Below are 20,217 nucleotides of genomic sequence, written 5' to 3'. Positions count from 1 at the left end.
GGGCGACGAGATGACGACCGTGCCGCGGGGCAGAGAGGAATCGGCGCACCGGCCGAGTGCCGTACCGGCGATCCAGGTCAGGTCCGTCGTCGTCGCCTTCGGCGGGCTGCGCGCGCTCAAGGGGCTGGACCTCGACGTGGCCCGAGGTGAGCGGCTGGCGGTCCTCGGTCCCAACGGGGCGGGCAAGAGCACGTTGTTCAACGTGATCGCCGGGGACATCCGGCCCACCGAGGGCGCTGTGCTGATCGAGGGACGGGACTGCACGTTCCTTCCGTCGAGGTACCGGCCCCGGCTCGGCGTGGTGCGCACCTATCAGAAGGCGCGGTGCCTCGACGGGCTGACGGTGCGCGAGAACCTCTATCTCGCGGTGGCCGGACGCCAGCGTCACCAGTGGCCGCTCTGGCGTTCCCACCGTGACCGGCAGCTGGACGATGCCGCGGGTGAGGTCGCCGAGGCGGTCTGGCTGGCCGATGACCTGGCCACGACGGCGGGCGAGCTGTCCCACGGGCAGCGCCGTCAGCTGGAGCTCGGCATGGCGATGGCCGGCGACCCGGAGGTGCTGCTCCTGGACGAGCCGGCGTCGGGCCTGTCCCGCGGTGAGCGGGAGCAGCTGACGGAGCTGCTGGGCTCGCTGGCCGGGGAGGTGACGCTGCTGCTGATCGAGCACGACATGGACGTGGCGTTCACCGTGGCGCAGCGGGTGGTGGTCATGGCCGACGGCGAGATCGTCGCCGCGGGGGAACCGGACCAGGTCCGCGGCGATCCGGTCGTGCACGAGATCTACCTCGGAGTGGAGGGATGACCATGGACAGCGCCGGTGAACCCCTGCTCGCCGTCGACGGGCTCTCGGCCGGGTACGGCGCATCGACGGTGCTGGGCGGCGTCAGCTTCCGGATGGGCGTCGAGGCGGTCGGGATCGTCGGCCGCAACGGGATGGGTAAGACGACCTTCTGCGACACGCTCGTGGGGTTCCTCCCGTCGTCGGCGGGGCAGGTCTCGTTGCGCGGGCGCCGGGTGGACAACCTGACACCGGAACGGGTGGCCCGGTCGGGGATCGCCTACGTGCCGCAGGGTCGGCGGCTCTTCCCGTCGCTCACGGTGGACGAGCACCTCGCGATGCTCGCCCGGCGGGCTCGGAACAAGCGGTGGACGCCGGATGCGGTCTACGAGCTGTTCCCCCGCCTCGCCGAGCGCAAGAAGCACGGGGGAGCGGACCTGTCCGGTGGTGAGCAGCAGATGCTCGCCGTCGGACGGGCGCTGCTGCTCAACGCCCGGCTGATCGTCATGGACGAACCGTCAGAGGGGCTGGCTCCCACGATCGTCGACGTCCTGGTGTCCGCGGTCCGGCAGCTGGTCGACGAGGGCGTCGCGGTGCTCGTCGTCGAGCAGAACCTGCGCGCCGCCACCCGGATGGCGAACCGCCAGCTCGTCATGGTCTCGGGGCGCATCGAGGCGGAGTTCACGGGCGACGAGCTGCTGGCGCGGCCGGACCTGCAGAGCCAGTACCTGGGCGTCGGTACCGCGTAGTGGCACGGCGTAGTGGCACGGCGTAGTGGCACGGCGTAGTGGCGCCTTGCCATGGGACGTACCCGGCAGACAGCCGGGCCAACACCGCAGAGGAGCACAGGTGAACGCAGCGAGAACCTTCGGAGTGAACACGTGGGTATGGACGTCACCCCTCACCGACGCCAAGCTGGCCGAGCTGGCGCCGCGCGTGGCGGACTGGGGGTTCGACTCGATCGAGCTCCCGGTGGAGGACGTCGGTGACTGGGACCCAGAGCGTGCCGCGACGCTGCTCGAGTCGCTCGGCCTGACGGCCACGCTCGTGCTTGCCATGGGCGCCGGACGTGAGCTCGTCGCGGCGGACCGCGCCACGATCACGGCCACCCGTGACTACATGCGTCGCGTGGTCGACATGGCGCACACGGTCTCGGCACCGGTGGTCGCCGGACCTGCCTACACGTCGGTGGGCCGTACCTGGCGGATGTCCGAGACCGAGAGGCGTGCGTGCTACCTGCAGCTCCGGGACGGGCTCGCCCCTGTCGTCGAGCACGCCCGCGCCGCCGGGATCACGGTCGCCGTCGAACCGCTCAACAGGTTCGAGACCAGCCTGATCAACACCGTCGACCAAGCGCTCGAAGCGCTCGAAGGTCTGCCGGCCGAGGCCTGCGGTGTCGGTCTGGACATCTTCCACATGAACATCGAGGAGCAGGACATCCCCGCGGCCATCCGGCGTGCCGGCGCCAGAGTCGCGCACGTGCAGGTGTCCGGTAACGACAGAGGTGCCCCGGGGGCCGATCACGTCGACTGGCGCGGCATCGTCGACGCGCTCGACGACGTGGGCTACCAGGGGCCGATGACGATCGAGTCGTTCACGCAGGACAACGAGACGATCGCGGTCGCCGCCTCGATCTGGCGGCCGCTCGCGGCGAACCAGGACGCCATCGCCGTCGACGGCCTGGCCTTCCTGTCTGGCCTCGTCCGAGAGGGGGCGCCGATGGCGTGAAACCGGCCGGTGGGTGGTTCGGCGGTGACCGACGGAAGGTCGGCCCGCATCCAGTGACGAGAGACGGTGAGAGGTCCATGCAAAGACGCAAGCGATCCATCGCAGGTGCCGTGGCCACGGCTTTCCTGGCTTCGACTCTGACAGCGGCGGCGATCAGCCCCGCCCAGGCACAGGAGGACGAATTCGACGTCCTGTTCTTCCACAAGACGACCGGCTTCCGGCACGGCTCGATCCCGGCGGCCCTCGACGCCGTCGAGGAGCTGGGGGTCGCCAACGGCTTCTCGGTGACCGAGACCGAGGACGCATCGGTCTTCACCGATGACGGGCTGGCCGACTACGAGGCCATCGTGTTCTACACCGATGGTGAGAACACGCTGGACGCCGACCAGCGGACCGCGTTCGAACGGTACATCCAGGCAGGCGGCGGCCACGTCGGCCTGCACTCGTCGTCCAACATGGACAAGACGGACTGGCCCTGGTGGGCCGATCTCATGGGTGGTGCGTTCTTCAGGAACCACCCGTCGGGAGCCGACCAGTTCCAGGAAGCCACGGTTCGGGTCGAGGACGCCACGCACCCGTCCACCGCGGCGCTGCCCGCCGAGTGGGTCCGCACGGACGAGTGGTACAACTTCACGGCCAACCCGCGCGAGAAGGTGCACGTCCTGGCGACCCTGGACGAGTCGACGTACGAGCCCGGTCCGGGCGCCATGGGTGCGGACCACCCGATCGCCTGGTGCTCCAACTTCGACGGTGGCCGCACCTGGTACACGGCGTTGGGGCACAACGCGGAGCACTACGACGAACCGCTCCTGCGTGAGCACATCCTCGGTGGCATCCAGTGGTCGGCAGGTGCCGTGGACGGCGACTGCGGTGAGCCGCGCGACGGCCTCCCGACGGAGGCGTCGTTCGAGAAGATCACGCTGGACGACAACACCGCCAACCCGATGGAGCTGGCGGTCGCGTCCGACGGGCGGGTCTTCTACGTCGAGCTGGGTGGGGCGGTCAAGCAGTACGACCCGGAGAACGGCTCGGTCACCAAGGTGGCGGACATCCCGGTGCATCGTGGTAACGAGAACGGGTTGCTGGGCATCGCGGTCGACCCGGACTTCGAGACGAACCAGTGGATATACCTCTTCTACAGCGCACCGTCCCCCGAGGTGCAGCGCGTCGCGCGGTTCACGGTCGACGGCACGGCCCTGGACATGGCGTCCGAGCAGGTGCTCCTCGAGATCCCGCACCAGCGGGAGGTGTGCTGCCACTCCGCCGGATCGATGACGTTCGGACCCGACGGCGACCTGTTCATCTCCTTGGGCGACGACACCGCCCACTTCGCGTCGCAGGGATACACGCCGATCGACGGACGGGTCCACGACCAGCACTCGAGCGAGGACGCCAAGCACAGCTACGACGCGCGCCGCACGTCCGGCAACACCAACGACCTCCGGGGCAAGATCCTGCGGATCACCCCCGAGGACGACGGCTCGTACTCGATCCCTGAGGGCAACCTGTTCGAGCCCGGTACCGAGAGGACGCGACCCGAGATCTACACGATGGGCCACCGCAACCCCTTCCGGATCGCCGTGGACGACGAGACCGGCTGGGTCTATGCCGGCGAGGTGGGGCCGGACGCGGGCAACAACAGCACGACCCGCGGTCCGCGCGGCCATGACGAGTGGAACCAGATCCGGGAGGCGGGCAACTACGGCTGGCCGTACTGCATCGCGGACAACCAGCCCTATCGCGAGTGGGACTTCGCCACCAGCACGCCCGGTGAGCTCTTCGACTGCGAGAACGGCCCGGCCAACGACTCCCCGTTCAACACCGGTCTGGACGTCGTGCCGCCGGCCGAGGACGCGTTCATCTGGTACCCGTACGGCGCGTCCCCGCAGTTCCCGGAGCTTCCGGGCGGTGCGGGCCGTACCGCCCTCGCCGGCGACGTCTACCACTACGACCCGGAGCTGCTGGGAGACGGCCAGTTCCCCGCCTACTACGACGACACGGTGTTCGTCATGGAGTGGTCTCGGAACTGGATGGGCGTCGTCCACCTGGACGACAACGGCGACTACGCGGACTTCGAGCAGTTCATGCCGAACACCGAGTTCCGCAGTCCTCAGGACATGGCGTTCGGACCCGACGGTGCGATGTACCTCCTCGAGTGGGGCGTCGACTTCAACTACGCCGGAGGCGGCGTCAACCCCGACTCCGGTCTCTACAAGATCAACTACACGGACGGTGCGCGCACGCCGGTGGCGGTGGCCGGATCCGACCGGGACTCGGGGGCCACTCCGCTGGAGGTGACCTTCTCCGGCTCGGAGAGTCACGACCCGGACGGTGACGACCTGACGTACGCCTGGGACTTCGGGGACGGGACCACGTCGGACCAGGTGAACCCGACCCACACCTACACCGAGGCAGGCGAGTTCACGGCGCGGCTGACGGTCAGCGACCCGTCGGGGCGGAACCACAGCTCGAGTCTGACGATCGCGGCGGGGAACACCCGACCGGAGGTGACGATCGAGGCGCCGGCCCAGGGGCAGGTATTCACCTGGGGCGACGACATCCCCTATCGGATCTCGGTCTCCGACACGGAGGACGGCTCCGGTGGCGACATCGACTGCGAGCGCGTGACCGTCCAGCAGGGTCTGTATCACGACGAGGGTGGCAACGCGCACGTGCACCCCGGTCACTCGCAGACGGGCTGCGTCGGGGTGCTCGAGACGCAGGAGGACGCCGAGCACGGTGACGCCGCGGACATCTCGCTGGTGGTCATCGCGAGCTACACGGACCTTGGTGGTGAGGTCGGTTCACCGGAGCTGACCGGTGCCGCGACCCACGTCCTGCAGCAGCCGCGCAAGGAGGTGGAGCACTTCACCGACTCCTCCGGGATCCAGGTCAGCCCCGCGAACGACCCGGAGACCGGAGGCGGCGACGCGATCGAGGGGCAGGGCAGCGCCTGGGCGTCGTACGAGCCGTACAACCTCGAGGGCGACGGTGCGCTGAGGCTGCGGGCCGCCGCCGCGGAGGACGCCACCGTCGAGGTCCGCCGCGACGCCCCCGACGGGGAGCTGCTGGGGACCGCCCAGATCGACGGAGGCGTCGAGATCGGCCGGTCCGACGGCCCCGCCGGATTCGGCAGCGCCGTCCAGCTGGGTGGGTCGAGCCCGCTGGAGCACATGGAGCTGCCGGCCGACATCGTCAGCGACGTCGACGACTTCACGTTCTCCGCATGGGTGAACTGGAACGGTGACCAGACGTGGGCCCGGGTCTTCGACTTCGGCTCGGGGACGGACAACAACATGTTCCTCACGCCCAGCGCCGGTGGTACCGACAAGCTGCGGTATGCCATCACCACCGGGTCCGGTGAGCAGCAGATCAATGGTTCGCAGCAGCTGCCGACGGACGGGTGGCAGCACGTCGCGGTGACGCAGTCCGGCACGACCGGCACGCTGTACCTGAACGGCGAGGTGATCGGGACCAACACCAGCATGACCCTGAGCCCGTCGGACCTGGGGCAGACCCCGAACAACCTGATCGGGAAGTCCCAGTGGCCGGACCCGCTGCTCGACGGCGCTGTCGACGACGTCAACCTGTTCGACAGGGCACTGACACCGCAGGAGGTCCAGTCCCTGGTGGGCCGCGCCGGCGGCGACGTCGGCGGGGGGAACCTGGCGTGGTACCAGTTCGACGAGGACGGCGGCGCGACGGCGGTCGACTCGTCCGAGCGGGGGAGCGACGCGAGCATCGTGGTGGCGGACGACGCCGCGGCCTGGCAGACCGTGACGGTGGACCTGCTGCCCACGGAGGGCACGTTCCCGCTCCATCTCGTCTTCCCGGACAGCAAGGCGCGGGTGAACTGGATGGAGATCGAGCCCGGGGACCCTGCCGGACCGGGTGCGTGCACCGATCCTGACCAGCGCGCGACCGTGGTCGTGGGAGACGTGGACAGCGGCGTGCCGAACCATGACGCCGGTGACGGATGCACGGTCAACGACCGGATCCTCGACGAGCAGGACTGGAGCAACCGCGGCGAGTTCATCAAGCACGTACGAACCGTGGTGGCGGAGCTCGAGAGCGACGGCGTGCTGACGGAGAAGGAGGGACGGGACATCAACCGCGCCGCCGCACAGAGCGACGTCGCCCGGAAGGGCGAGCGGCGCTGACCCGACTCGTGGACGGACGCGGGACGGACGCGTGACGGACGCGGGCGGCCCGGGGCGAGACGCCTCGGGCCGTCCGCGTCCGGTCGTGCTTCCAGAGATGGCGACCCCCCGACCCGCCCGGCCAGCCCGACCCGCCCGGCCAGCCCGACCGCGTCGGCTACCGGACGCCCGCCAGCGCCTCGCCCAGCGGCGTGCGGGTGTGCAGCACGCGCACACCGGTGCGGCGGCTGTCGACCAGGCCGGCGTCGCGGAGCACGGTGAGGTGGTGGGACGCGGTGGACACCGCGAGGTCGGTCAGCCGGGCGCACTCGGACGTCGAAAGCGGCTGCTGGAGCTCGAGCACGAGGCGGGCGCGGGCCGCCCCGAGCAGGGCGGTGAGTGCGGCGAGGGCGTCGGCGCCGTCGCGGTGCCAGGTCTCGGACACACCGTGCGCAGGGTAGAAGATCGTGGGTTGGGCCGGGCGCTCGGTGAGCACGGCGCAGCCGCGGGTGGCCATCATGACCGAGGGGACCAGCACCAGGCCGGTCCCGCCGCAGTCGACCACCTCCTCGTGCTGACGCATCTGGACGCGGACGATCTCGTCGGCCCAGGTCACCGTCGAGTGCAGGGTGCCGGCCATCTCGGCGAGCCCCGCGTCGCTGCTGCGCCGCGAGCGGACCGCGACGTCCGCTCGGAGCAGGCGCAGCATCTGCGGCCAGACGGGTGCGAGCAGCGTGTCCCATACCTCCTGCCACGCCCCGACGATCCGCGTCCTGGCGCGGTCGGGCGCCGCGATCAGGTCGCGGATCTCCTGCTGCCTGGCGCCGGTCGAGCGGAGCACCATCTTCTCCAGGTCGAACCGGAGCCGTTCGGCGGGGACCTGGCGGAGCCGTTCGGCCTCCTCCTCCGGCGTCATGTCGCCCGACGGCGTGGCGGTCAAGAAGTCGGGCAGGTAGCCGTCCACGCCGCAGATCGTGGCGATCAGCCGGAAGGCCTCGCCGGACGGCCTGGTGTCCAGACCGCGGAACCACCCCCAGTGCAGCGGTGCGCTCTGCGGGCGCAGGGTGGTCCGCACCGCATGGACCAGCTCGTGCCCGGGGGAGATGCCGAACCGCACCGCCGAGATGTCGCTCGAACCGAGCCGGAACTCCACGTACTTTCGATCCACGTCGAAAGCGTAGTCAGTGGTGCCGTGTCGGGCGGAGAGTGGGGCCATCAGGACGCGACACCCGCTCAAGGTGCCGCTGTAGGTCCCGTCGAAGATCCCGCTGAAAGGAATCTCATGCCCAGCTCCGCACCGATCCCCGCCGACAGCATCCGCATCGGCGACAGCCGCACCCTCCGGTTCGAGGGTGCGTCCTACGGGGCCAACGTGTCGTTCTTCCTCGTCACCAACGACCCGGGCCGGGGCCCGAGCCTCCACCGGCACCCGTACGACGAGACCTGGTCGGTGCTCGAGGGCGAGGCGACCATCGTGGTCGGCGACGCGACCTTCGTCGCCCGCGCCGGTGACACCGCCGTCGCACCGGCGGACACGTGGCACCGCTTCACCAACACCGGTACCGGGACGCTCCGGATGGTCTGCATCCACGCCTCGCCGGTGATGATCCAGGAGTTCGCTCCCGAAGCATGACGGCGGCAGGTGTTGCCCGCCGTCGCGCGCACGACCAGAATTCAGCGCAACCAGTCAGAAGGGAAGCAGTCCCATGACCCAGTACTTCCTGACCATGCCGCACGACGCGGCAGAGGAACCGACGATGGAGTCGATGAAGGAGATGGACCCGGCGGAGCTGGAGGCGGTCTTCGCCGCCGTCGGCGCCTTCAACACCGCCCTGACCGAGTCCGGGGCCTGGGTGACCGCGGGCGGGCTGCACCCGCCGTCGACCGCGATCACCGTCGACGCCACCGGCGCCGAACCGAAGCGCGTCCCTGGTCCGTTCGTGGACGCGCCGGAGTACGTCGGCGGGTTCTGGATCATCGACGTCGCGGACCAGGAGACCGCGCTCGGCTGGGCCGAGCGGGCCTCCGCGGCCCTGCAGTCGCGGATCGAGGTGCGTGCCCTGCAGGAGGAGCCCCAGTAGCGGACCGGACGCCGGGCGGGGTCAGCGGTCATCGCCGGACGGCGTGGCTGCCGGCCCCGGCCCGGCGGGGATCGGCTCCTCGAACACCAGCAGCGTGTGCGTGTTCACGATGCCCTTCATGCCCTGGATCTGGTCCAGGATCAGGTGCCGCAGGTCGGCGTTGTCCCGTGCGCGGACGAGCAGGACGAGGTCGAACTCGCCCCCGACCAGCCCGATGTGGTCCACGCCCCGGAGCCTGCGCAGCTCCTCCCGGACCGAGCGCCACTCCGCCTGCTCCAGGTTGACCGTGACGTAGGCCGACGTGCCCAGGCCGGCCAGCACCGGGTCGATGTCCGCGCGGTAGCCGCGGATGACGCCCGTCGACTCGAGGCGGCGCACGCGCGCGTAGGCGTTGGCACGCGAGATGTGCAGCTTCTCGGACAGCGTGCGCATGGACATGCGGCCGTCCTGCCGCAGCTCGTCGACGATGCGCTGGTCGACGTCGTCAAGACTCGATTCCACTTGTCTTGCGGCCACGCCCTCAGCTCCTTCGCCGGTGGACATTTGGATCGCATGACCAGCATATTGCTGGACGTTCTCTTGGATCGTCGCCGTTGATGGATTCCGGAGAGAACCTTGACGATCATATCTATATGACAGGCATCACAGGCAGGGCAAGTGACCCAGATCGCATGCTCCCGTCCCGGGAGCCGGTCATGCTCCTCGGCCCGGACGGCCGTCCCACGGCCGCGGAGGGCCTGCCCGCGGCCGATGCGCTGCTGCGGGGCCTCGCGGGCATGATCGCCGCCCGCCGCTTCAACGAGCAGGCGTCCGCGCTCGTGCGGCAGGGTCGGCTCGCGGTCTACCCGTCGTCGTTCGGGCAGGAGGCCTGCCAGGTCGCGGCGGCACAGGTGCTCACCGCCGACGACTGGCTCTTTCCCACCTACCGGGACACCGCGGCCGTCGCCGCGCGGGGGGTCGACCCGGTCGACACGCTCGGCCTGCTCAAAGGCGACTGGCACTCCGGGTACGACCCGTACGAGCAGCACGTCGCACCCCTGACGACGCCGCTGGCCACGCAGCTCCCGCACGCCGTGGGCGTGGCGCACGCGGCGCGCCTGCGCGGGGAGCCCGTCGTGGTGCTGGCGATGTGCGGCGACGGCGGCACGAGCGAGGGCGACTTCCACGAGGCGCTGAACTTCGCGGCGGTCTTCCGGGCGCCGGTCGTCTTCTTCGTCCAGAACAACCAGTACGCGATCTCGGTGCCGCTGGCCCGGCAGACGGCGGCCCCGTCCCTCGCCCACAAGGGAGTTGGCTACGGCGTCCCGGGTGAACAGGTGGACGGCAACGACCTCGCGGCGCTCCTGTCGGTCCTGTCCGGAGCGGTCGAGCGCGCCCGCGGCGGCGCGGGGCCACAGCTCGTCGAGGGACTGACCTACCGCATGCAGGCGCACACCAACGCCGACGACGCGACTCGCTACCGCGCCGACGACGAGGTATCGGCCTGGGCGGCCAAGGACCCGCTGGCGCGGCTGGACGCGTACCTGCGGGTCGAGGGTGTGCTGGACGACGCGCGGGCAGCGGCCTTCGGCGAGGCCGCGGAGCAGGTGGCCCGCCGCATGCGGGACGGCCTGAACCAGGACGTCGAACCCGACCCCGACGACCTGTTCCGGTACGTCTACGACCGCCCGACGCCCCAGCTCGAGGAACAGCTCGCCCAGGTCAGGGACGAGCTCAGCAGGGATCAGCAGGGCCGTGACTCGCAGGGCCGTGACTCGCAGGGCCGTGACTCGCAGGGCCGTGGCCCGCAGAGCAGAGTGGAGACCCGCTGATGACGACCACCACGGTGGAGCGCGCGACGCTCAGCACGGCGCAGGCGATCAACCGGGCCCTGCACGACGCCATGGCGGAGGACCCCTCGGTGCTCGTGCTGGGTGAGGACGTCGGCACGCTCGGCGGCGTCTTCCGGGTCACCGACGGCCTCACGGCTCTGTTCGGGGAGGACCGCTGCTTCGACACACCGCTCGCCGAGGCGGGGATCGCGGGCTTCGCCGTCGGCCTGGCCATGAACGGCATGCGTCCCGTCATCGAGATGCAGTTCGACGCCTTCGCCTATCCCGCGTTCGAGCAGGTGGCGAGCCACATCGCCAAGATGCGGAACCGGACCCGCGGTCGCGTGGGGCTGCCGCTGGTCATCCGGATCCCGTACGCCGGCGGCATCGGCGGGGTCGAGCACCACTGCGACTCGTCGGAGTCCTACTACGCCCACACCCCTGGCCTGCACGTCGTCGCGCCGTCGAACCCCGCGGACGCGTACTCGCTGCTGCGCGAGGCGATCGCGTCGCCCGACCCGGTCGTCTTCCTCGAGCCGAAGAAGCTCTACTGGGCGAAGGGCGAGGTCGCCCTGGGTAGCGCGGGGCCGGGCATCGGTACGGCCGTCGTACGCAGGCCGGGCACCGACGCCACCCTGATCGCCTACGGGGCGGCCGTGCCGGTGGCGCTCGAGGCGGCCGAGGTGGCCGCGGGGGACGGCAGGAGCCTGCAGGTGGTCGACCTGCGCTCGATCGTGCCGTTCGACGACGCGACCGTGTGCGCGGCCGTGGAGTCGACGGGCCGCGCGGTCGTCATCGCGGAGGCGGCGGGCTTCGCGAGCGTCGCCTCCGAGATCGCGGCCCGGGTGAGTGAACGCTGCTTCCACTCGCTGTCGGCACCGGTGCGCCGCGTCACCGGGTTCGACATCCCGTACCCGCCGCCGAAGCTCGAGCACTTCCAGCTCCCGTCGGTCGACCGGATCCTCGACACCGTCGACGAGCTCCAGTGGGAGGACGCGTGACCAGCACCGCGACCGCACAGACATTCCTCCTGCCCGACCTCGGGGAAGGACTGACCGAGGCCCAGGTGGTGCAGTGGCTGGTCGCCGAGGGTGACACCGTTGCCGTCGACCAGCCGGTGGTCGAGGTCGAGACCGCCAAGTCCGTGGTCGAGGTACCCAGCCCGTACGCCGGCCGGGTCGGCGTGCTGCACGCGGCAGAGGGCGAGCTCGTGGAGGTCGGGAGGCCGCTGATCACGATCGAACCGGAGGAGGTCGGTACCGGGCGCGATGGGGAGGCGGCGCGCGATGGGGAGGTTGCGCGCGATGGGGAGGCCGCCGAGGCCTATCGCGAGGAGGAACAGGCCGGCTCGGGCAACGTGCTCATCGGGTACGGCACCTCGGCGCGGGCCGCCTCGGGTCGCCGACGCCGGCCGCGCGGCGCACCGCCGGTGGCCCCCGCCGCCGTGCCGGACGACCGGCCGGTCAAGGTGGTCTCGCCTATCGTCCGGCGACTGGCCCGCGAGGCCGGGCTGGACCTGCACACGATCCGGCCCACCGGCGCCGGCGGGGTGGTCACCAGGTCCGACGTGTGGGCCGCCGTCGAGGGCGCGCGGGCAGCTGCTGCGGCGCCCGCGCCCGCTGTTCAGGCCGCTCCGCCCGGGGCCGTGCCGAGTGCGGCGCCCGTCCCGAGCGCCGCGGTGCCCGTCCCGAGCGCTCCCGGCGAGCGGCGCATCCCGCTCAGCGGCTTCCAACGGGCCGCGTCCCGGGTGCTCTCGCGGAGCCGTGCGGAGATCCCCGAGGCGACGGTCTGGGTCGACGTCGACGCCACGGCGCTCTGGGAACTGCGCGAGGCCGCCCGCACGCCGGCCGGCCCAGGGCCTGGCCTGCTCGCGTACGTCGCACGGTTCGTCGTGGCAGGCCTCAAGGAGTACCCGGTTCTCAACGCCCGGTTCGACGCTGAGCACGACGAGATCGTCGTTCCCGACGTCATCAACCTCGGCATCGCCGTGCAAAGCGAGCTCGGGCTCGTCGCGCCCGCCGTGCTCGGGGCCGGCTCGATGACGACGACCGAGCTCGACACCGCCCTGCGCGACCTCACGACCCGGGCACGAGCCGGCAGGGCGACGCCGGAGGAGCTCACGGCCGGCACGTTCACCCTGAACAACTACGGCAGCCTCGGGGTGGACGGCAGCGCGGCGATCATCAACCACCCGCAGGTCGCGATCCTGGGCCTCGGCCGCATCATCGACCGGCCGTGGGTGGTCGACGGCCAGCTGGTGCCGCGCAAGATCGCCCAGCTGTCGTTCGTGTTCGACCACCGGGTGTGCGACGGTGCGACCGCGGCCGGGTTCGTGCGTTCGGTGGCCGACGCCGTCGAGCACCCCGCCGCGGCGATCGTGCGGCTCTGACGGGGTGCCGCTGGGCTGTGGTGTTCAGCGGCGCCGCCCTTCTAACACGCGCTCTACGGGCTTGATGCCTCGTTGGTGGCGTGAGAGCGTTGTCGTGCCACAGGCCGCCTCTCCTGACCGTCCGGGGGAAAGGCGAACAGTCGTCAGGGCGGCCTGAGGGTCGCCTTGCATCTGGCACACAACCGTTCTTTCGCCGCCCGGCTCTGGGCTGTCTTCTTTCTCAACGGGGCTGTTCTCTCCAGTTGGGCCCCGCGGATACCAGAGGTCAAGCAGCTTCTGGATCTCAGCGACCGCGAATTGGGCACTGCCCTGTTCGGTGTCGCCGCAGGGTCTGTCCCCGCACTGCTGCTCACCGCCCGGATCCTTGACCGGGTGAGGTCGGGACCGGTCTGCGTGATGACCGCGCTGCTCTTCAGCGCGTCGCTGCCCTTGATCGGCCTCGTCGAGGACGTATGGCAGCTGACCGGCGTGCTCATGCTGCTCGGGGCGTCCAGCGGCGTCCTCGACATCGCAATGAACACCACCGGTATCGCCTACCAGCAGCTCACCGGTCACCGGGTCTTGTCCCGGTTGCACGGTGGGTACAGCCTGGGCGTGCTCGCCGGAGCCTTGGGAGGCGTGGCCGCCACGCATGGGGGTGGCACGGTGACCGAGCACTTCCTCGCCGTCACCGTCGTCCTTGTGGGCCTCACATTGGTGTGCGCGCCGGCGTTGTGGTCGCAACCCTTGAACCCCGGCGCCCGAGGGGTCGAAGACGCCGACCCCGCCCTTGCCCGAAACGGGCGCTTCGGCCTGCCGGTGGCGATTGCGGTGCTGGCGGTATCCGGCCTGCTCGTCGAGGGGTTGGTCACCGATTGGTCGGCTCTGCTGATCACCCGTGACCTCGGAGCGCCGGCCTCCCTGGGGGCCACCGCTCTGGCGTTGTTCAGCTTGGCGATGTTCATCTCTCGTTCGGCCGGTGACGCCGTGCTGAACCGCTTCACGGAACATGGGGTCCTGACGACCGTCGCCGTAGTCGTGATCTGCCTCGTGGTGCTCGGCTCCCTGGTCGCCCATCCGCTGGTCATGGTCGTGGCCATGGGCCTGGTCGGGCTGTTCCTTGGCCCGGTCTTCCCCATCGCGGTCTCCCGGGCCGGCCGGTCAGCGCCCGGACACGCCGCGACGATGACCGCGCGGGTCAGTGCCGTGGGGTACATCGCCTACCTCGGCGGACCGCCCGCGATCGGCTTCGCCACCGACGCCATCGGTCTACCTGCCACGTTCGCCGCGGCGGCGGCCCTCAGCGGCGTGAGTATCGCCCTCGTTCGCCGGGGTCCCGGCTGAGACTGCCACAGCCTCCGGGCGGTCAGGCATCCCGACCAGGTCGTGAAGAGTTATCCACAGATTCTATTTTGACCCTGCGATACGTACGAGTGTTCGAGATAATGGGATCGGCGAACAGGCGACGGGCAAGGGGGTGGGTGCTGATGGGTCAGCCGACGGATGGGACGGCGCCTGGTGCTCTGCCTGCTGCTCGGTCGGTCGAGGACGCGCTGGCGCGGATCGAGGCCGCGGTAGCTGATCTCGCGGTCCTGACGGACCCGGGGGTGTTGGAGGGGTGGGACGCACCCAGTGTGGGCCGGTTGGTCGACGCGCATGCCCGGATCCGGCAGGTGACCGGCCGGTTGGACGGTGTCCGATACACAGTGCTGCCCAGGATCGAGGCGGAAGGTTCGTGGCGGTCGGGCGGGATGGCGCGTACGTTCGCGTCCTGGCTCCGTGTCCGTGAGGGTGTCTCGGCTGGGACGGCGCGTAAGGACATGCTGATCGCCCGTCGTCTGGCAACCGCACTGCCGGTGACCCGGGAACGCCTGGTCGCGGGAACCGTGGGTGTGGATCATGTCCGGGTGTTGACGCAGGTCGCCCCGACCAGTGAGACGCGTACGGATGCGTTGGCGTGGCTGATCGATACCCGTACCGGAGAGGCGACGACGCCGGAACAGTTCGTGCAGACCGTGCCCGTCGACTTCCCCGTGGATGACCCGGACGGGTCCCGCACGCGTGCGGTGGTCACCCGGGTGCTGCAGGACGCGGTCGCTGACGGGACGCTGGTGACGGGTGAGGGTCTGGTCCTGCGGGAGGCGAACGTGCTGAACGCGGATCAGTTCCGGGTGGTGGCGCGCAGGTTCGCGTCGGTGACGGACCCGGATACCGACGAGGTGGAGGACGACAAGGCGGCCCGGGGTGAGTTCCTGGACCTGTCCAAGACGTTGGGTGGGTATCACGTGGCTGGTTTCCTCACCGACGAACACGGACTGCTGGTCCAGAGCGCGCTGACCGCGGTGATGGGTGCCCCGGCCGCGGAGGACACCCGCACCACGGGGCAGCGGCGGGCGCAAGCCCTGGCGGATGTGGCCCGCGTCGTGCTGGACACGAACCAGGCCTCGCCGGGGGCGGCGATCGCCCCGCACCTACATGTCACGGTGTCCTGGACCGAGCTGGAGACCCAGGTCACCCGCACCCGCGACGGCCTCTGCGTGACCTGCGGGCACACGACCACACGCCGAGCCCCAACCGGCACCACTGGCGCCACCGGCACGGCTGGCACCACGGGCACGGCTGGCACGACCAGCACGACCAGCACGACCAGCACGACCAGCACGACCAGCACGACCAGCACGACCAGCACGACTGGCACGACCAGCACGACTGGCACCACCAGCACGGGCGCGGTCGGCGCCACGGGCACGGCCGGTACAACGTCGCTGTCCGGGCTGCTCACGGGTGGTGGCCCGGTGTTCACCGAGACCGGTGGTCGTGCACCACGCGCGTTGTTGCGGCGGTTGGCGTGTGACAGTGCGGTCACCANGGCAGATGCGGCGTGCGGTCATCGCCCGCGATCAGCACTGCGTGTATCCCGGGTGTGACCAGCCGCCGTCACGGTGCGAGGTCCACCACGCGGTGACCCACTGGGCCGACGGAGGAGAGACCTCCGTCGCCAACAGCGCCCTGCTGTGCTGGTTCCATCACCAGCTCGTGGATGCCAAGGGCATCACCATGCACTGGACCGGCAAACCCACCACCACCCACACCGAGACGCGCACCGGCACCGGTATGCCCGGAGCACTGCTCGAGACCGGATGGGCCTTCACCGACCCCCGCGGCCACCGCATCCGACTACCCGAAGCCCTCGAACCCCTACCCCCACCGGACGCCGAAGCTGCCTGACCACCAGACGCCCGGCAACACCGCGACGTACACCGCCGAGACGGCGTGACCGGTGGGTGCCGGAGGCCCGGCACCGAGGCCCAGCACCGTGGCCCAGCACCGCAGCTGCCAGACCCCGACTACCCGGTCGAGCTCCGGTCGAGGAAGGGTCGCACGTCGCATCCCGCCGAGCGGATCGGCTGACGCTTGGACGGGCACAGGTCCCCACCAGCAGGACCGAAGCCCGTCAGCGGGGTTCGATCAGCTGGTTGGTGATCCGCGCCGTGCAGATGCGGCGGCCCTGCTCGTCGGTGACGACGATCTCGTGAGACGTGATGGTCCGCCCCAGGTGCACGGGAGTCGCGGTGCCGGTCAGCAGACCGTCCTCCGCGCCCCGGTGGTGCGTGATGTTGAGGTCCACGCCCGCGCACACCTTGTCCATCGTGCTGGCGTGGATCAGCGCGCACCACGATCCCAGGGCCTCGGCGAACGCGGCGGTCGCTCCGCCGTGCAGCCGGTTCAGCGACTGGGTGTTCCCCGCCACCGGCATGGTGGCCACGACGCGCTGCACCGACTGCTCCACGACCTGGATGCCCAGCTTCTCGTCCAGAGCACCCAGCGTGATCGTCCACGGCGTCGTCATGCCGACACTGTAGGTCGCCGCTACGGCATCCCGCCCGCCCCCGCCCGCCCGGCCAGCGGCACCCGCCAGCGGTGGCGCAGCGAGAGGCCCCGCGCGGTGAACACCAGCGCCGCCACGGCGCTGCCGGTGACCACGTTGAACCAGTCGAGGTTCCAGAGCAGCGAGGTCAGCGCGGCGCCCGCCACGGCGGGGATCGCGTAGATGCCCTGGGGCTGGAACACCTGCGGCACCTCGTTGGCGACGACGTCCCGCATCACCCCGCCGCCCACCGCGGTGGTGAGCCCCAGCAGCACCGACGTCACCGCGCCCATGCCCGACTCCAGGGCCGTGAGCGTCCCGGTGACGCAGAACAACGCGAGGCCTCCGGCGTCGAACAGCAGCAGCGTGCGGCGCAGCCGCCGGACCCCGAAGACGTGCAGGTAGACCGCCAGGGCAGCCAGCAGCGGCGGGACGATGTAGAGGGGCTGCTGGAAGGCGTTCGGCACGCCCTGGTTGATGACCAGGTCGCGGATCACGCCGCCGCCCAGGCCGACGAGCGACGCCAGCATGACCGATCCGACGATGTCGAAGTCGCGGCGGGCGGCCAGGAGGGATCCCGAGACGGCGAAGAAGAAGACGCCGATCAGGTCGAGCGCGAACATGACGTTCATGGTCGGAGGCCCTCGAACAGCACACTGGAGACGGTGGCGGCCAGTGCGTCCTCGCCGAGCGGCCCGTCGGGCCGGTACCAGTCGGCGAGGGAGTTGACCATGCCGAAGACCAGACGGCTGACGAGGTCGGGGTCGACGTCGCCGCGCAGGTCGCCCTCCGCGGCGGCCTGGCGGACCAGGGCGGCCAGGCGCTCGTCGATGTGCCGGCGCCGTTCCATGGCCGCCCGCTCGACGTCGCTGTTGCCGCGCACGCGCAGCAGGAGCGTGACGGCGGGGAGGTTGCCGGCGAGGATCCGGACCGCCGCCTCGACGGTGGTCCGCAGGCGGACGGAGCTGCGCTCGCCGTCGGTGGCCGTGGCCGCCGACTCGACCGCCGAGCTCAGTCCTTCCAGCGCCTCGTCGAGCGCCGCGGAGAGCAGCGCCTCCTTGCTCGGGAAGTGGTGGTAGACCGCCGACTTGGTGACGCCCAGCTCCGCCGCGAGGTCGCTGATCGACGTGGCGTCGAACCCGCGGCGGATGAAGAGGTCGATGGCCGTGCGGAGCACCGCCTCGCGGTCGTGGCCCGGGCGTCCGCGCGGCCGGCGGCCCGGCGCGGTGGCGTCTGTGGTCATCCGAGCATCGTCCCAGACGGGGCTGGTCCGGGCGGGCGGGGAGTGATCGGCAATCTGTCAGGTGATCGGCAACTCGGGTTACCGATCACCTGACGTTCTACCGATCACTCACCGGCTGCTCCCTTCGCGACCAGCGTCAGCACGTCGTACGTGGCCACCTGCTCGTCGTCCTGGTTGGTCACCGTCGCGTCCCAGCGCACCTCGCCGTAGTCCGCGGAGGTGCGCGGGGTGAGCTGCTTGACGGTGAGGCTCACCCGGATCGTGTCGCCCGGCTTGACCGGGGTGAGGAACCGCAGGTGGTCGACGCCGAAGTTGGCGAGCACCGGTCCGGGTTCCGGGTCGACGAACAGGCCGGCGGCCAGGGACACCACGAGGTAGCCGTGCGCGACGATGCCGCCGAAGAACGGGTTCGCCGCGGCGGCCTCCGGGTCGGTGTGCGCGTAGAAGGTGTCCCCGGTGAACTCCGCGAAGTGGTCGATGTCGTCGTGCGTGACCGTCCGGGGTGCGGTCTCGATCGTGTCGCCGACGCGCAGCTCGGCCAGCGACTTGCGGAACGGGTGCACGCCGTCGAGCACCCGGCGCGACCCGGTGGTCCACCGGCCGGTCACCGCGGTGAGCATGTCGGGGGAACCCTGGATCGCGGTGCGCTGCATGTGGTGCAGCACGGCGCGGATGCCGCCCAGCTCCTCGCCACCGCCGGCGCGCCCTGGCCCGCCGTGCACGAGCATCGGCAGCGGGCTGCCGTGGCCGGTCGACTCGGCGGCGTCGTCGCGGTCGAGGATCAGGAGCCTGCCGTGCCAGGGGGCGAGGCCCCGGGCGATCTCGCGCGCGACCTGCGGGTCGTGCGTGACCAGGGACGCCACCAGGCTGCCGCGCCCGCGGGCGGCCAGGTCCACGGCCTCGCGCACCGAGCCGTAGGTGAGCACGGTGGCGACCGGGCCGAACGGCTCCACGTCGTGGGGTTCGGCGGCACCGGGACGAGCGCGCAGCAGGACGGGGGAGAGGAAGGCCCCGCGCTCGGCGTCGGCTCCCACGACGTCGACGTGCGCCGGGTCGCCGTAGACGATGTCGGCGGACGCGCGCAGCGCCTCGATGGCCTTGCGCACCTCGTCGCGCTGGCCGAGGCTGGCGAGCGCGCCCATCCGGACGCTCTCGTCGGCGGGGTTCCCTACGGTGATGCGGTCCAGGCGCGCGCTGATCGCGTCGACCACGGTGTCCGCCATCGCCTCGGGGACGACGACGCGCCGGATCGCCGTGCACTTCTGGCCCGCCTTGACGGTCATCTCGGTGACGACGCCCTTGACGAACAGGTCGAGCTCCTCGTCCTGCGCGGTCACGTCGGGTCCGAGGATCGAGCAGTTCAGGGAGTCGGCCTCCACCCCGAGCCGGACGCCGCGGTGCAGCACCGACGGGTGGTTCCGGAGGATGTCGGCGGTGTGCGCCGACCCGGTGAAGGCCACGGAGTCCTGCTCGCCGAGGTGGTCCAGGAGCGTGCCGGCGCTGCCGCAGACCAGCTGCAGGCTGCCTTCGGGCAGTATGCCGGACGCGACGATCCGCCGGACGACCGCCTCCGTGAGGTACGCGGTCTGGCTGCCCGGCTTGACGATGCTCGGCAGGCCCGCGAGGAACGCGGGCGCGAGCTTCTCGAGCATGCCCCACACGGGAAAGTTGAAGGCGTTGATCTGCACGGCGACGCCGGGGCGGGACGTGTACAGGTGCTGGCCGACGAACGTGCCGCCCTTGCCGAGCGGCTCGAGGTCGCCGTCGAGCACCACCGTGTCGTTCGGCAGCTCGCGCTTGCCCTTGCTCGCGAAGCTGAACAGCGTGCCGATACCGCCGTCGATGTCGACCATCGAGTCACGCCGGGTGGCGCCGGTGCGCGCCGACAGCGCGTAGAACTCGTCCTTGTGCCCGCCCAGGTGCAGCGCCAGCTCCTTGAGTGCGCTCGCCCGCTCGTGGAACGTCAGCTCCCGGACCGCCGGGCCGCCGACCTGGCGGGCGTGGGCGACCAGCGCGGCGAAGTCCAGCCCGTGGCTGGTCACACGGGTGACCTCCGCGCCCGTCACCGCGTCCAGGACGGGCTCGCCGCCGTCGGTCCCGCGGAACCAGGCGCCCGCGACGTAGCTCTCCAGTGTGCTCACTGTGCGTACCCCTCCAGATCGGTCTGCCCGGGCCGTTGTGCTACCCGCTGTGCCTGTGTC

General features: G+C 70.9%; 18 protein-coding genes. 12 read left to right on the top strand and 6 right to left on the bottom strand.

Annotated features, from left to right (window positions below; translation table 11 throughout):
- The first annotated feature begins 10 nt into the window (after positions 1 to 10).
- The 4 genes from ACYVK7_RS09285 (at position 11) to ACYVK7_RS09270 (ending at position 6,666) form a co-directional block, all read left to right on the top strand.
- A complete protein-coding gene (locus ACYVK7_RS09285) occupies positions 11 to 802 on the top strand; it encodes an ABC transporter ATP-binding protein (RefSeq protein ID WP_460887409.1) in 792 nt (263 codons plus the stop codon).
- Positions 799 to 1,527 (top strand): ABC transporter ATP-binding protein, encoded by a 729-nt coding sequence (locus ACYVK7_RS09280; protein ID WP_460887408.1) that lies wholly within the window; start codon positions 799 to 801, stop codon positions 1,525 to 1,527. Before ACYVK7_RS09285 ends, ACYVK7_RS09280 begins: the two co-directional genes overlap by 4 nt.
- Before the next feature lie 100 nt (positions 1,528 to 1,627).
- The gene (locus ACYVK7_RS09275; protein WP_460887407.1) at positions 1,628 to 2,506 is read left to right on the top strand and encodes a sugar phosphate isomerase/epimerase family protein; all 879 of its coding nucleotides are present in this window, start codon (positions 1,628 to 1,630) and stop codon (positions 2,504 to 2,506) included.
- A 110-nt stretch (positions 2,507 to 2,616) separates the two neighbouring features.
- Positions 2,617 to 6,666 (top strand): ThuA domain-containing protein, encoded by a 4,050-nt coding sequence (locus tag ACYVK7_RS09270; RefSeq protein WP_460887406.1) that lies wholly within the window; start codon positions 2,617 to 2,619, stop codon positions 6,664 to 6,666.
- A gap of 157 nt (positions 6,667 to 6,823) precedes the next feature.
- On the opposite strand, the gene ACYVK7_RS09265 is transcribed toward ACYVK7_RS09270, so the two are convergent.
- Complete coding sequence (locus tag ACYVK7_RS09265; RefSeq protein WP_460887405.1) at positions 6,824 to 7,813, bottom strand: ArsR/SmtB family transcription factor; 990 nt, start codon at positions 7,811 to 7,813, stop codon at positions 6,824 to 6,826.
- Positions 7,814 to 7,927: 114 nt separating this feature from the next.
- Here ACYVK7_RS09265 and ACYVK7_RS09260 point away from each other — a divergent pair, with 114 nt between their 5' ends.
- Positions 7,928 to 8,278, top strand: a complete 351-nt coding sequence (locus tag ACYVK7_RS09260) for a cupin domain-containing protein (RefSeq protein WP_460887404.1) — start codon at positions 7,928 to 7,930, stop codon at positions 8,276 to 8,278.
- A 73-nt stretch (positions 8,279 to 8,351) separates the two neighbouring features.
- Complete coding sequence (locus ACYVK7_RS09255; protein ID WP_460887403.1) at positions 8,352 to 8,726, top strand: YciI family protein; 375 nt, start codon at positions 8,352 to 8,354, stop codon at positions 8,724 to 8,726.
- A 21-nt stretch (positions 8,727 to 8,747) separates the two neighbouring features.
- Here ACYVK7_RS09255 and ACYVK7_RS09250 read toward each other — a convergent pair whose 3' ends face one another.
- A complete protein-coding gene (locus tag ACYVK7_RS09250) occupies positions 8,748 to 9,242 on the bottom strand; it encodes an Lrp/AsnC family transcriptional regulator (protein ID WP_460887402.1) in 495 nt (164 codons plus the stop codon).
- A 155-nt stretch (positions 9,243 to 9,397) separates the two neighbouring features.
- Here ACYVK7_RS09250 and ACYVK7_RS09245 point away from each other — a divergent pair, with 155 nt between their 5' ends.
- The 6 genes from ACYVK7_RS09245 to ACYVK7_RS09220 all read left to right on the top strand — a co-directional run bounded on the left by ACYVK7_RS09245 (position 9,398) and on the right by ACYVK7_RS09220 (position 16,133).
- Positions 9,398 to 10,537, top strand: a complete 1,140-nt coding sequence (locus tag ACYVK7_RS09245) for a thiamine pyrophosphate-dependent dehydrogenase E1 component subunit alpha (RefSeq protein ID WP_460887401.1) — start codon at positions 9,398 to 9,400, stop codon at positions 10,535 to 10,537.
- Positions 10,537 to 11,538 carry an alpha-ketoacid dehydrogenase subunit beta gene (locus ACYVK7_RS09240; protein ID WP_460887400.1) on the top strand — a complete coding sequence of 334 codons (1,002 nt, stop codon included), beginning with the start codon at positions 10,537 to 10,539 and terminating at the stop codon, positions 11,536 to 11,538. The genes ACYVK7_RS09245 and ACYVK7_RS09240 overlap by 1 nt, the downstream gene beginning before the upstream one ends.
- Positions 11,535 to 12,926: a dihydrolipoamide acetyltransferase family protein gene (locus tag ACYVK7_RS09235; protein ID WP_460887399.1), complete on the top strand. Its 1,392-nt coding sequence runs from the start codon at positions 11,535 to 11,537 to the stop codon at positions 12,924 to 12,926. The genes ACYVK7_RS09240 and ACYVK7_RS09235 overlap by 4 nt, the downstream gene beginning before the upstream one ends.
- A gap of 165 nt (positions 12,927 to 13,091) precedes the next feature.
- Complete coding sequence (locus ACYVK7_RS09230; protein ID WP_460887398.1) at positions 13,092 to 14,249, top strand: MFS transporter; 1,158 nt, start codon at positions 13,092 to 13,094, stop codon at positions 14,247 to 14,249.
- 101 nt (positions 14,250 to 14,350) lie between these two features.
- Positions 14,351 to 15,832 (top strand): DUF222 domain-containing protein, encoded by a 1,482-nt coding sequence (locus ACYVK7_RS09225; protein WP_460887908.1) that lies wholly within the window; start codon positions 14,351 to 14,353, stop codon positions 15,830 to 15,832.
- 34 nt (positions 15,833 to 15,866) lie between these two features.
- The gene (locus ACYVK7_RS09220; RefSeq protein WP_460887397.1) at positions 15,867 to 16,133 is read left to right on the top strand and encodes a hypothetical protein; all 267 of its coding nucleotides are present in this window, start codon (positions 15,867 to 15,869) and stop codon (positions 16,131 to 16,133) included.
- A 226-nt stretch (positions 16,134 to 16,359) separates the two neighbouring features.
- On the opposite strand, the gene ACYVK7_RS09215 is transcribed toward ACYVK7_RS09220, so the two are convergent.
- The 4 genes from ACYVK7_RS09215 to paaZ all read right to left on the bottom strand — a co-directional run bounded on the left by ACYVK7_RS09215 (position 16,360) and on the right by paaZ (position 20,157).
- Complete coding sequence (locus tag ACYVK7_RS09215) at positions 16,360 to 16,755, bottom strand: PaaI family thioesterase (RefSeq protein ID WP_460887396.1); 396 nt, start codon at positions 16,753 to 16,755, stop codon at positions 16,360 to 16,362.
- Positions 16,756 to 16,775: 20 nt separating this feature from the next.
- Positions 16,776 to 17,396: a trimeric intracellular cation channel family protein gene (locus tag ACYVK7_RS09210; protein WP_460887395.1), complete on the bottom strand. Its 621-nt coding sequence runs from the start codon at positions 17,394 to 17,396 to the stop codon at positions 16,776 to 16,778.
- A gap of 5 nt (positions 17,397 to 17,401) precedes the next feature.
- Positions 17,402 to 18,016 (bottom strand): TetR/AcrR family transcriptional regulator, encoded by a 615-nt coding sequence (locus ACYVK7_RS09205; RefSeq protein ID WP_460887394.1) that lies wholly within the window; start codon positions 18,014 to 18,016, stop codon positions 17,402 to 17,404.
- A 104-nt stretch (positions 18,017 to 18,120) separates the two neighbouring features.
- Positions 18,121 to 20,157 (bottom strand): phenylacetic acid degradation bifunctional protein PaaZ, encoded by a 2,037-nt coding sequence (gene paaZ / locus ACYVK7_RS09200; protein ID WP_460887393.1) that lies wholly within the window; start codon positions 20,155 to 20,157, stop codon positions 18,121 to 18,123.
- Positions 20,158 to 20,217: the final 60 nt, after the last annotated feature.

The organism is Promicromonospora xylanilytica, assembly GCF_054782895.1.
Note: the sequence above shows the minus strand (reverse complement) of the source record. Positions and strands in the feature narration are given on the sequence as shown.